Source organism: Verrucomicrobiia bacterium (genome assembly GCA_035946615.1).
Classification (GTDB): domain Bacteria; phylum Verrucomicrobiota; class Verrucomicrobiia; order Limisphaerales; family UBA8199; genus DASYZB01.
In genome coordinates this window covers 1-11,698 of the sequence record DASYZB010000072.1, presented here as the reverse complement: position 1 = coordinate 11,698, position 11,698 = coordinate 1, and the positions used below count along the sequence as shown (strand labels likewise).

Sequence of the window (11,698 nt, the reverse complement as noted above, 5' to 3'; positions counted from 1 at the left end):
GCCGGCCCCCGGCAGGAAATTTCGAGACCTTCTGTTTTGGAATTGGTTCCTGATGGCCGCGACGTTTCTGGCCTGCGCCAACGCCCGCGCCGGCAGCCGGCTGCTCGCTTGGGGCGATCTCAAGTACGACATGAGCTTTAGCAGCCCTTCATTAACCGGCCCGACCCTGGCGCAGGTTGCCGCCGGGGATTTCCACTCCGTCGCTCTCCAAGGCGACGGAACTGTCCTGGCTTGGGGCGACGATCAATTCAGCCAGACAAATATGCCGGGCGCCTTGGCCGTAAATCCCGCAACCCAAATCGCCGCCGGCAACGTTCACAGCCTGGCGCTCCTGCAGGATGGAACAGTTTTGGCCTGGGGACCGCCTCCGGGCCAAAATGGCGATTACGGCCAGTGCCTGGTTCCCGGGGGTTTGCGCTCAGTGGTGCAGGTGGCGGCCGGCGCGGCGCACAGCCTGGCATTGAAGAGCGACGGCACCCTCGCCGCTTGGGGTCTTAATTGGAACGGACAGTGTAATGTCCCGACCGGGTTGAGCAATGTGATCGCGGTGGCCGGCGGCATGTATCATACACTCGCGCTGCGGAGCGACGGCACGGTGGTGGCCTGGGGCGATAATCGGCAGGGCGAATCCAGTGTTCCGGAAGGTTTGGGTCACGTGATAGCAATTGCAGCGGGCGGGTTCCACAGCCTGGCCCTGCGCGATGATGGAACGGTAGTGTCCTGGGGCACCTATGGCCTGGCTCAATGCGTTGTCCCGGCCGGGCTGAGCAATGTCGTGGCAATTGCCACTGGCGATTTTCATAGCCTGGCGCTGAAAAATGACGGGACACTCGTGGCTTGGGGTTTCGACACGGCGGGCCAATGCGATGTGCCCTCCGGCTTGACCAACGTGGTTGCCATTGCAGCTCGCGGCAGCCACAGCATCGCCCTTATCGACCAATCTTCGATGGTTTCGATTCAGCCTCCCTCCCTTAGCCTTGCCGTCTCTGGCGCAAACGTTGTAGTTTCCTGGCCAGCCTCCGCGAGCGGTTTCATGCTCCAGCAGAATCCCGACCTGGACCCAGCCCACTGGACTTCCGTCACGAACCTTATCAGCGTTCTGAATGGCCAAAACCAAGTCACACTGCCGGCATCTGCAAAAATGTTCTTCCAATTGATTGGCCAATAAGCTCAATTCCAGCGTCTGGATAAACTCACCGCTTTGCCCGCGCCCAGCCTTCCTTTCTATAGAACAGCTTGCGCAATTCCGCTTTGGCCTTTTCCAAACGGGCCTTCACCCTCTGCGCTTGAAGAATTGAACGGCGCGCTCATGCCGTTTGGCGGCCACGAGCGTCCGGAAGGTCCCGAGGTTCCGGCGCTTGCCTGTCCCCGGATTCTTTTTGCGCGAATAAAGGCGATACTCGCCAGATTTCAATTTCTTGATCATTTGGCTCGGCTGGTTTGCCCCAATTCACTGCTTAAAAATCGGACGTCTCCTGTGCGTTGGCCAGTAGGCGCTGAACCCATTCCTGGGAGAGAGATTCAGGAGGAGAAATTGTCGCTTGACTGCTTTGGACCATTCAGCCAGAATCTGAACTCGGGCGCAGCGCGGCCCAAGGCGCACTTTTTTCGCGCCGCACGTCCGAATGGCGTCCGGCCATCAGAGATCAAAAAATGCGGAAGCACCCTCGAAAAGAGGGTGTGCTGACCGGCGGTTGAAAAACAATGCCCAACAGGAATGTATAATGAAAAAGAATCCTTTTCACAGATCACAATCTTTGTTGAGGTCCTCCGGCGAGAGGCGGCCAATCACTGCAAGACGTGCCAGCCACGCATTGCTTTTTCGATTCATCGCTTCTCTCGTGTTGGCGCTCGCTTCGATTTTTTTCACGGTTTCCCTTTCCGCCGCTCCAATTAAGACGCTCATCATTGAGGGGCAAAGCAATCCTGCTCACAACATGCCCGCGGTGACTGTCGAACTGAAACGAATACTGGAAAGCGCCGGGCTTTTTAGCGTGGAGATTGCCACCACGCCCGCCAAAGGCCAGGACATGAGTGGATTCAGCCCAAACTTCTCCGCCTACGATCTGGTGGTATTGAATTATGATGGCGACCCCTGGCCTGCGGAGACCCAGAGGGCTTTCGTAACATTTATGCAGAACGGCGGCGGGTTGGTGGTGGTCCATTCGACCGATAACGCTTTTGGGAATTGGAAAGAATATAATGAAATGATAGGGGTTGGCGGCTGGGGTGGACGCACGGCGAAGTCAGGTTCTTGCCTCCGGTTGCGCGATGGGAAATGGGTGGCCCTCGAACTGCCGGGCCCGGGAGGCAGCCATGGCAAACCGCATCCTTACGTGGTGACAACGCGCGAACCCAACCATCCGATCATGCAAGGGTTGCCAGCCGGGTGGTTGCACGTTTCCGATGAGCTGTACGACCGGCTGCGCGGTCCGGCAAAGAACGTAACGGTGCTGGCGTCCGCGATGACTGACCCGAAGACCGGTGGCTCGGGAGAAGAGGAGCCGGTTTTGATGGCGATTTCCTACGGGAAGGGCCGCGTCTTTCATTCGACAATGGGCCACAGCGTTGACCAGTTGAAATGCGTTGGCTTCATTGTCACCCTGCAGCGCGGGGCCGAATGGGCCGCCACAGGAAAAGTCAGCCAAAAGGCGCCTGCGGATTTTCCTACGGCGACTGAAACCAAGACACGATTGTAATTCTCTGCGCTCCCGCGCCTGTCATGAAAAGAAGGGTTTTAGCTCTGGCGCCGATAGTGATGGCCTGCGCAGCCAGCATGACTCTGCAAGCACACGCCACAACTTTCGTGGTGGACCAGGCGGCGCCCGGGGCTGCGGACACCAACCCCGGCACACAAAGCAGGCCATTTAAAACGGTCCAGCACGCCGCCGACCTGGCGCAACCGGGTGACAGCGTCTTTGTCATGGCCGGCGAGTATGACGAGCGTGTCAAGCTCCGGACGAGCGGGGAAGAGGGGCGGCCAATTACGGTGCAAGCCGTGCCGAGGCGCTCGGTGGTTATCGGCGGATTCGACCTGGAAGCTTCCTACATCCGCGTCGAGGGCTTCGAGATAACGAGCGCCAGGCCGGCAGTGGCGGTGCAGTTGGGCGGGAAGCATTGCGAGGTGCTGGACAATTACATCCACGATATGATGGTGGGGATCGCCGGGACAGTGGGCAAGCTGGGCCCTGATGGCAACACGCGAGATTACTCGGCTGTCGCGCACAACCACATTGCCTACAACAAGGTTTACCACAGTGAATACGGCTTCATGTTGGGAGGGGACGACTGGCTAGTGGAGAACAACGAGGTGAATCGATTGTTCATGTACGCCCCCGGCAATAAATACGATGATTGCGATTACTCACGGTTCTTCGGCAAGGGCTGCATCGAGCGCAACAATTACTATCATGGCAGCACCGCCTCGGAGATTCGGGTCGCCCACGTGGATTGCCTCCAGACCTTCACCGTCAATGGCGAGATAGCTCAGGACCTTATCTTTGTAAACAACACCTGCTTCGACTTTCACCAGTTGTGCATGGTGGAAAGCGCGCCGCACATAGGCAGCGTCAGCAACTGGACGTTCGAACGTAATATTATTTGCGCCAATTCGCCCACCATGAGCGGGGGCTGGGGCCCGGACATAATCCAGACCCTCGACGTGACGATTGCCAACAACACCATCTGGACTGTGCGGTGGGCCACCATTGGCCTGCGCGGCAAAGAATCCACCCACGGCCAAATCCGTAATAACATCCTCGCTAACGCCGAACGCGCCATTATCGATGGAGACCAGGATTTCTCCGCCTCCCATCCGCTGATCGAGTATAATCTTACATTCGCCACGTCGCCGGCGAGTGGAGAGAAGAACATTAATGGCAAGGACCCGCTGTTTGTGGATGGGGCCAAGCGCAATTTCCGGCTGCGCAAAGGCAGCCCGGCCATCGGGGCAGGTCCGGGGGGAGTGACGATTGGGGCGCTGGAATACCCGAACGTGTATTACGTGGACCCGCATCATCCTGCGGCCAGCGATGAGCCTGCTTGGGGTTACGCGGCCGTGCCTTTGGCCAGCCTGGCCAAAGCGTGTGCTATCGCGCAACCGGGCGAGACAATCGTGTTGCGCGCAGGGTTGTATCGCGAGACCCTGCGGCCCAAAGGTGATCGGATCAAGATCAGCGCCATGCAGGGTGAGAATGTTGTAATCAGCGGGGCGGACCTGATCGAGGGCTGGAGGCGGGAAGCGGATGGAAGCTGGTCAGCGCCCCTGGCCTCGGCGCCCAAGCAGGTCTTGCGCGACGGCAGGCCCTGGGATGGGTTCACTTATAACCCTGACACTAAGCGCATCTTGACCAAGAACGGTGACCCAAGGCTGCATCTGTTCGAGACAATCGTACGGGCGGAGGGGATCGATTTGGCGAACGGGAACGGCGTAAAGGTTGAGTCGATCACGGTGACCAACACGCTCCAACAGTCCCGGTAGCCAACCTTCTCACGGCGCGCAGCTACTCGTACCGGAGCGATTCGATCGGGTCGAGGTTGGCTGCTTTCACAGCGGGGTAGGTCCCGAAAACGATGCCGACGACCGAGCAGATAACCAGCCCAATGATAACCCAATCGACCGGCACCACCGGCGTGAGCTTGAGGTACAGCGCCGCCCCGTTGCCGCCCAAAATGCCCAGCAACACCCCAATACCTCCGCCCAACTCACAAATCACAATCGCTTCGACAATGAATTGGGTTAGGATGTTGCGCTTTTTGGCCCCCACGGCGCGGCGGATGCCAATCTCGCGGGTGCGCTCCGTGACCGAAACCAGCATGATATTCATGATGCCAATCCCGGCCGCCAGCAAAGAAATCGAGCTAACGGCAGCCACCCCAACCCGCACCGCGCGGGTAAATGAATCGAATTGGGCGATCATCGAGTCATTTGAGAAGAGCTCGAAATCATCTTCCTTGCCCGGAGGCACCTTGCGGATGACGCGCAATGCGCCGCGCACCTGCTCGACTGTATCGTCATAGCTCTCCTGATTACGGGCCTGGACCAGGATGCTCAGGCTGCGATTCCAGCGTCCGAACCGGCTCATCCCGGTCGTAATGGGCACGACAGCGAAGTTATCCTGATCGCCCCCAAGCGAACCGCCTTTGGGCGCAAGCACCCCAACCACTGCGTAGTTGATGCCGTTGATTTTGAGCCGCTCGCCCAGAGGTGAGGAGTACGGGAAGACGGATTTGGCCAGACTGTTGCCCAGCACGCAGACATCACGCGCGCCGTCCACATCCATGTCCAACAATAAACGCCCCTCGGCCAGAATCCAATTGTGCGCCGGGAAGCTTCCGGGGGTCTCTCCAAAAAGCTGAACATTTGGCGCAGTCTTTTTGAAACGTGTCTCGACCTGCCCGCCCCAAAAGGTGGTTTCCAAGCCGATGCTGCCGGCCAATGTGGCCCGCTCTTCCACTTGCGTTCCCTGCAATAGGGTGATGTTCTTGCGCCGCCAGAATTTTTCGAACCCTTCAGGCCCGCCGAAATAGACTGCCGGCCATTTGCGAATCATGAAGGTCTGGCTGCCGAGCTGGCTCATTTGCGTTTCCACGTCGCTCTGCATCACCCGCATCGTCGTCATCACCACGATAATGGAAAAGACGCCCACCAGCACACCCACCAGAGTGAGGGCGGAACGCAGCTTGTGCGCCGCCAGCGCGCTCATGGCCATCAGGAAACTCTCTTTGATTTCGGCCAGAAGTATCGTTGTGGGTTTGCCTGCCATAGCGCCTCATTCGTTGCGCAAGGCATCCACCGGGTCCATCCGCGCCGCGCGCCAGGCTGGAAAGAATCCTGCTAGAACCCCGGTTACCAGTGAGACCGAAAGCGCGATGGCGACAATGACAGGGGACATGGTCGCCGGGAAGAATCGCTGAATGAGCAACGTAATCGGCCAGGCGATTCCCAATCCTATCGCTCCGCCTAGCAAGCAGATGCTGGCCGCCTCGATCAGAAATTGCATCAGAATCGTCCGACGCTTGGCTCCAATCGCTTTGCGAATTCCAATCTCACGCGTCCGCTCTGCTACCGAGACAAACATGATATTCATGATGCCGATCCCGCCGACAAATAGCGACAGACCGGTGATGAAAATTCCTACTGCGGCAATGGTCCCCCCAAGCCGGTGAAACATTTTCACAAACTGGTCCTGCTGGTTAATGGTAAAATCGTCCGGGGCGCTCGGGGTAAGCCGGCGGACGCGGCGCATTGCGGCGCGTAATTCCTCTTTGGCCTCATCGAGTTGTTCCAATTGCTTGATCTTGACCTGGATTTGGTAATCGGGATCGCGCCAGAAAGCGGCCGTGAACTGGGGCAGCGGAATGATCACTTGGTTATCGAGGCTGAAGAGGCCCAGAAAAGTGCCTTGCTTTTCGAGCACGCCAATGACTTCAAAGGTCTGCCCCCCAATCGTGACCCGGTGGCCTAAGGGCGACTCGCGCTGGAACAGATTCAACGCCACTTCCCAGCCCAATATGCACACTGGCCGCCCACCCGTTGCCTCGCCGGCTGTCATGAAACGCCCCTCCGCTACCCCAACGCTGCTCGTATAGAGATAATCATCGGTGGTGCCGATGATATGGACGCTGTTCGAGTTGCGCCTTCGGTAACGCACGGGCCCATCCGTGTCTGCTGCGGGAGCCACGGCTCGCGCCATGGTGAGGTGCTCGCGCAGAGCGTTGACCTCCAGCAGGGTGATTGGGTGCCGTTTTTGCATCTTCACCCATTCTTCATGCGAATCGACAAACCAACCGAAGCGCTGCACATACAACACATCGGCGCCGATGGTGGAGATGTTTTTAAGAAACGCGCGGTCCAATCCCGTTATCGCGCTGCCCATGAGCGTCACGGTAACGATGCCGATGACAATCCCCAGGGTCGTCAGAATTGACCGCAGTTTATTGCCGCGAATGGCACTCCAGGAGATGCCCACTCCCTCCCTGAATTCGGCCAGGAGGTTCATGGATTTGTTCTCATTCCGGAGGGATGATTGACAATAGCCCAACGCTTCAGCGGTGGGGAGAGGTTTGAGGCCGCGAGTCCCGGAGGGACGGCTGAAAGGAGAACGCAGGCGCCTGTGTTCAGCCGTCCCTCCGGGACTAACGACTGCAACATCCCCTCCCCAACGCTGAAGTGTTGGGCTATTGTCGGATGTCCCTCCGGGACAGCCAGTTCACTGGTTTTGATCATGGCGAACTGAAGCGCAAATCCTAGGTCACATTGCTTTTTAAGGCTCCCGGCGGTGCCACTTCGGCGTTCACCGTCTCCTCCGCCCATTCCGCATCCCGTGTGTCGTCGCTGGCTATCAGTCCGTCGCGAATACGGATGATTCGGCGCGCATGGCGGGCGACGTCCTCTTCATGAGTGACAATGATCAGCGTGTTGCCTCGGCTGGAAAGCTCTTCAAATAGCGACAGGATTTCCATGCCGGTCTTCGTATCGAGGTTGCCGGTCGGTTCGTCGGCCAGCAAAATGGAAGGGCGGTTGACCAGCGCCCGGGCCACGGCGACGCGCTGGCGCTGGCCGCCGGACAGTTCGTTGGGTTTGTGGTGGATACGGTCGCCGAGCCCCACCTGGTTAAGAGCGTCCAACGCCACCTGGCGCCGCTCGTCCGAGGGCACGCCGGCATAAATCAAAGGCAATTCCACATTCCGCAACGCGTCCGAGCGCGGCAGCAGATTGAATGTTTGAAAAATGAATCCAATCTCCTTATTGCGGATTTCAGCCAGATGATTGTCATCCATTTCACTGACTTGCACGCCGTTGAGTTCATAGCGTCCCGAACTGGGTGTGTCCAGGCAGCCAATCAGATTCATCAGAGTCGATTTGCCCGAGCCGGAAGGCCCCATGATGGCCACATACTCACTGCGTTGGATTGCCAGGGATACCTCACGCAATGCGTGGATGGTCTCAGCCCCCATCTGGTAGCAGCGCGAGATTTTTTCCAGCCGGATGAGGGACATAAAAACGCCTTTTACGTCCCTTTGCCAACGTCCTGTTCCTTGTCCTTCTCCCCCGCAGGAGGTCCTATTCTAACGCGTTTATCGTCCTCAAGGTCCCTGCCAATAGCCCGATAGCCGCCTGAGACCACTTCTTGTCCTTCCTTCAACCCGTCCGTTATCTCCCAGTAATTGTCATCAAAAATGCCGATCTTGACTGGCACCATTTTAACGCGGTCCCCATTCCGGACGAACACCACGTCGATTGGTTTAGGGGCTTCTTTGGATTTTTTGGCCGCAGAGTCGCTGTTGGATGCCGCATTGGTGCTGGCGAGGGTATTGGTGCCCCCCGGCGGACAGTTGGTCGCGGGCGGGTCCAGGGCCACTTGATTCGCTTTTTTGTCCTTTTCCTTGGGCAAGCGGGTTGTGACGCTGGCAATTGGAACTGTCAGCACGTTGGTCCGGTAGCGGGTCTCGATTTCAGCCGTCACGGACATCCCGGGGCGGAATTGCTCCTTTTCCTGGATGCGGATGCGCACCTGGAATTTGGTGGCTTCCTGGCTGGTACTGGAGCTGGCACTGCCGGCATCGTTCGAGGAGTTGGCAATCTCAGTCACGATTCCATTGAACTTGCGGTCTTTGAACGCGTCCACCTCGAGGCGCGCCTTTTGGCCCGGCTTGATCAGCACGACATCGTCCTCTCCGAGATCCACCTGGGCCTCCATCTCATTGAGGTCGGCGATCGTCATAATCTCCGTGCCGACGTTTTGGACGGTGCCCAAAACGCGCTCGCCCAATCGTGAGTTGAGCTTGCTAATCGTCCCGCTCAGGGGCGCCAGGATGGTGGTCCGGTCCAGGGCATCCTGCGCACTGGCGACGGTGGCCTTCGAGCTTTCCGCCTGGTCCTTGGCGCTTTCCACCTGCGCGTTGGCTACATCGAAAGCGGCTTTAAAACCGACGAAGTCGGCTTCGGAAATCAGTTTGTGCTCAAATAAATCCTTATTGCGTTTGTAATCGGCTTGAGCCTTCTCGAGGTTGGCTTGGGCCTGGGCCTTGCCTGCCAGAGCGGCCTCGTAGCCCGCCTGGCACTGATGAAGCTGCGCGATGTAATAGTCGGGCCTGATCTTCACGATCAAATCCCCTTTATGAACGAATTGGCCCTCCTTTACCGGCAGGTCGGTGATTTCGCCGCTGACTTCCGGGTTGATTTTAACCTGGAGGACCGGTTGGACTTTGCCATTGGCAACGACTTTCTCGATTAAGTCGCGCCGGGCGACCTTTTCGGTTTGAATCGTAATGATCGCTTCGCGTTTGCGCAAAAAAGCGCCCACGGTCAGGCCCGCCACGACAAGCCCGATTACTGAGAAAATAAGGATTCTCCTGCCCTTTTTTGCTTTGGCCATCTTGCTTATAGATTAAGACACAGCTCGACCCAATTTGTTTCACCGAACTCATGAGCTACAGGGCCATTTGGCCCAAACCAATCCCGATGAGGAGCGATTCCTGCACTAACCAAAACCCAAAAACCAGCCAGGCGGCTCGCAGAAAAGGGACATTGGCCACCTTGGCTAAGCCCAGGGAGAGCACACCGATAAGCCAAAAGGAGAATATATTGGCAGCGCCCATGGCCAGGTGGCTCTTGCGATGCACATCGAAATCTTTCACCGCAAGGGCCAGACTCGGGCTGGCGCCCATTGTTTGGAGATTCACCATCAGCAGCATGCCCACGATCGTTCCCAGCACGACAATCATCATGGACAACCCCGCAATCTCGAGGGTCTTGGGAAAGCCGACCGCGGCCTTGAAAAATAACCGGCCAAACACCCACAAAACAAAACCCCACCACAGCACGCGCAGAAAACTGACCGTGATCGCGCCGAAAGCGCCGGCCACTTTGATTACGGTTGGCGTGCTGAATTTATCGACCATCGCCATAGCCTTATCTGCATCGTCCTGGCTCATCTTGCCGGCCTTGACCTTTTGCTCGAAGACCTGGCTCTGCTGTTCGCGCACCTGCTGAAGAATATTGGGTTGCGAAAACAAAACGAACACCGAAACAGCCCCTACAAGGGCCAGGATCAGCGCCGGCACCAGCCAGTTTGCCGCTGAGCTTCGCGACCCCTTAATGTCCTCGAAGACCTCCCCCGGAATGGCGAATACGTTGAGCAACCGCGCGCCCAAGGACATCGTGGGCGCCTTGGCTTCAGGCGCCAACGTGGGAGTTGGCGGGGGCGTTTGGCCTGTTGGGATGGGAGGTGGACCTTCCATAATAATATTAGCCAGGGTTTAGTATGAACTGACTCGAACAAGACGGAGAGTGCTGTAACCGGTCTGCCATGTCCAGAGCATAACGCGCATGGCACCCACAGTCTGCCCTGATAATGGACACTTCACCGGGTTCTTTTGGTGACCGTGCTTAGAGAATCCCGAGGTAAATTTTGCGCAATGCCCTGTTTTGACAATCGTCAGGGCTCCCTTTGTCCTCGTTGTCGTCCTCGTCCTCGAAACCCCTGGAAATCGACAACGAGGCCGAGGCGGGTGGCGGCAATCTATTCTAAAATGTGGATGGCTTGGCTTTTGCTCCTTTTGCGGCAAAACAGGCTGAAAGCGGTGCACAGCCGAGAATGGACGCGGCCATGCTAGCCGGCGCAGCCCAAAACGCTGTTTATGACTGCCAATACTTTAGTAGGGCTATTTGAAGAAATGATGGACCTCAAAATCCAGCAATACGCGGAGTCTCAGGTCAAACTGGCCCCGGAAGTCGCCCGAATCCTGCAGGACAAACGGGAAACTGATCGGCGGCGGCTGGACCAAATCAAGACCGAGTTGGTGCGGTTTCTCGAAAGCTAAGAAGCTCATAGGCGGGTCTTGAGCCGCCCAAAGCGGCTGATCAGAAGGTGGACGCCCACTGGAGTTCTACGCTTTTCCACGGCGCACCAAAACACGCTCTGATAGGGGGAGCGGGGGGCGCAACCTGAAAGTGCGCACCCCCGCTGGGGCGGCGGCGGCCTGAGCAGCGATTGGAATCCGAGTAGTTATGTCAAAGAGCGGGGCACGTCCGAGGCCGCGCACGGCCTGGAGAGCCAGAAGCGGGGAGGATAACAGGATTATGGCATGGTTTTGAAAGGAGCTGGAAAGCGGAGGGCAAGGCTGCGTGGAATTGGGCTTTCTGGAGTAACAGTTGGAGTCAAAATGTGCGAAGTGTGATTTGGCGTGAGCAGGTGTTAGTAACCGTGATTAGGTGTTAGCAGGCGTTATTGGCGGGGGGTGGCGCCGGATGGGTGATGCGGGGGTGGATTTGCGCTTTTCGCATAGGCCTTCTGCAGCGGGCAGTTCGATTGAAGGAAGTGGAAGTGAGGGGGTTCATTTTTATACGCGAATTGGTGTCTATTGGTGTCTGTTGGTTACTTTTGGTGGCCGGGGCGGCTGGGAGTGATGGGAGGAATGGAGACATGGGATGGGGCGATGGAGTGATGGAGGACGGCGTGATGGAGTGGTGGGAAAGCCAATACTCCAGCAAAACTCCAGCACTCCGGTTTGAGATCATGCCAGTGCCCCGCACGCGGCAGAACTCCGAACCGGGATCAGGTGTTCTGAACCTGTTCCCGAGGCAACAAGGGCCAAATTTCCGACTATTTCGCATTTTCGACATTTCAGTTGTGGCGGCTGTGATCGCACAATCGCTCTATATAGTACGGACCATCAGAAAGGCGATTTTCCC

The 11,698-nt window shown here is 57.5% G+C and carries 12 protein-coding genes; 5 read left to right on the top strand and 7 right to left on the bottom strand.

The window, feature by feature from the left end; genetic code table 11:
- The first annotated feature begins 52 nt into the window (after positions 1-52).
- Positions 53-1,168 (top strand): hypothetical protein, encoded by a 1,116-nt coding sequence (locus VG146_10620; GenBank protein ID HEV2392803.1) that lies wholly within the window; start codon positions 53-55, stop codon positions 1,166-1,168.
- Between the two features lie 105 nt (positions 1,169-1,273).
- On the opposite strand, the gene VG146_10615 is transcribed toward VG146_10620, so the two are convergent.
- Together VG146_10615 and VG146_10610 are read right to left on the bottom strand one after the other, a co-directional pair.
- Entirely contained in the window at positions 1,274-1,426 is a 153-nt protein-coding gene (locus VG146_10615; GenBank protein ID HEV2392802.1) for a hypothetical protein, read from the bottom strand.
- Between the two features lie 315 nt (positions 1,427-1,741).
- Positions 1,742-1,909, bottom strand: a complete 168-nt coding sequence (locus VG146_10610) for a hypothetical protein (protein HEV2392801.1) — start codon at positions 1,907-1,909, stop codon at positions 1,742-1,744.
- A gap of 28 nt (positions 1,910-1,937) precedes the next feature.
- Here VG146_10610 and VG146_10605 point away from each other — a divergent pair, with 28 nt between their 5' ends.
- Entirely contained in the window at positions 1,938-2,699 is a 762-nt protein-coding gene (locus VG146_10605) for a ThuA domain-containing protein (protein ID HEV2392800.1), read from the top strand.
- Between the two features lie 23 nt (positions 2,700-2,722).
- Complete coding sequence (locus VG146_10600; GenBank protein ID HEV2392799.1) at positions 2,723-4,480, top strand: DUF1565 domain-containing protein; 1,758 nt, start codon at positions 2,723-2,725, stop codon at positions 4,478-4,480.
- Positions 4,481-4,502: 22 nt separating this feature from the next.
- On the opposite strand, the gene VG146_10595 is transcribed toward VG146_10600, so the two are convergent.
- From VG146_10595 to VG146_10575, 5 genes are all read right to left on the bottom strand, one after another.
- Positions 4,503-5,765: an ABC transporter permease gene (locus VG146_10595; GenBank protein HEV2392798.1), complete on the bottom strand. Its 1,263-nt coding sequence runs from the start codon at positions 5,763-5,765 to the stop codon at positions 4,503-4,505.
- A 6-nt stretch (positions 5,766-5,771) separates the two neighbouring features.
- Positions 5,772-7,001, bottom strand: coding sequence for an ABC transporter permease (locus VG146_10590; GenBank protein HEV2392797.1), 1,230 nt, complete (start codon positions 6,999-7,001; stop codon positions 5,772-5,774).
- A 247-nt stretch (positions 7,002-7,248) separates the two neighbouring features.
- On the bottom strand, positions 7,249-8,001 hold the full coding sequence (locus VG146_10585; GenBank protein HEV2392796.1) for an ABC transporter ATP-binding protein: 753 nt from the start codon (positions 7,999-8,001) through the stop codon (positions 7,249-7,251).
- An 11-nt stretch (positions 8,002-8,012) separates the two neighbouring features.
- Positions 8,013-9,380, bottom strand: a complete 1,368-nt coding sequence (locus VG146_10580) for an efflux RND transporter periplasmic adaptor subunit (protein HEV2392795.1) — start codon at positions 9,378-9,380, stop codon at positions 8,013-8,015.
- A gap of 55 nt (positions 9,381-9,435) precedes the next feature.
- The gene (locus VG146_10575) at positions 9,436-10,245 is read right to left on the bottom strand and encodes a YIP1 family protein (protein HEV2392794.1); all 810 of its coding nucleotides are present in this window, start codon (positions 10,243-10,245) and stop codon (positions 9,436-9,438) included.
- Positions 10,246-10,644: 399 nt separating this feature from the next.
- Here VG146_10575 and VG146_10570 point away from each other — a divergent pair, with 399 nt between their 5' ends.
- The gene (locus VG146_10570) at positions 10,645-10,827 is read left to right on the top strand and encodes a hypothetical protein (protein ID HEV2392793.1); all 183 of its coding nucleotides are present in this window, start codon (positions 10,645-10,647) and stop codon (positions 10,825-10,827) included.
- Positions 10,828-11,429: 602 nt separating this feature from the next.
- On the top strand, positions 11,430-11,698 hold a 269-nt coding region (locus VG146_10565), incomplete at its 3' end, for a hypothetical protein (protein HEV2392792.1).

Coding starts and splice junctions, on each gene's coding strand:
- VG146_10620 (HEV2392803.1), top strand. CDS start 53: ATGGCCGCGACGTTTCTGGCCTGCGCCAACGCCCGCGCCGGCAGCCGG.
- VG146_10615 (HEV2392802.1), bottom strand. CDS start 1,426: ATGATCAAGAAATTGAAATCTGGCGAGTATCGCCTTTATTCGCGCAAA.
- VG146_10610 (HEV2392801.1), bottom strand. CDS start 1,909: ATGATGAGCGTCTTAATTGGAGCGGCGGAAAGGGAAACCGTGAAAAAA.
- VG146_10605 (HEV2392800.1), top strand. CDS start 1,938: ATGCCCGCGGTGACTGTCGAACTGAAACGAATACTGGAAAGCGCCGGG.
- VG146_10600 (HEV2392799.1), top strand. CDS start 2,723: ATGAAAAGAAGGGTTTTAGCTCTGGCGCCGATAGTGATGGCCTGCGCA.
- VG146_10595 (HEV2392798.1), bottom strand. CDS start 5,765: ATGGCAGGCAAACCCACAACGATACTTCTGGCCGAAATCAAAGAGAGT.
- VG146_10590 (HEV2392797.1), bottom strand. CDS start 7,001: ATGAACCTCCTGGCCGAATTCAGGGAGGGAGTGGGCATCTCCTGGAGT.
- VG146_10585 (HEV2392796.1), bottom strand. CDS start 8,001: ATGTCCCTCATCCGGCTGGAAAAAATCTCGCGCTGCTACCAGATGGGG.
- VG146_10580 (HEV2392795.1), bottom strand. CDS start 9,380: ATGGCCAAAGCAAAAAAGGGCAGGAGAATCCTTATTTTCTCAGTAATC.
- VG146_10575 (HEV2392794.1), bottom strand. CDS start 10,245: ATGGAAGGTCCACCTCCCATCCCAACAGGCCAAACGCCCCCGCCAACT.
- VG146_10570 (HEV2392793.1), top strand. CDS start 10,645: ATGACTGCCAATACTTTAGTAGGGCTATTTGAAGAAATGATGGACCTC.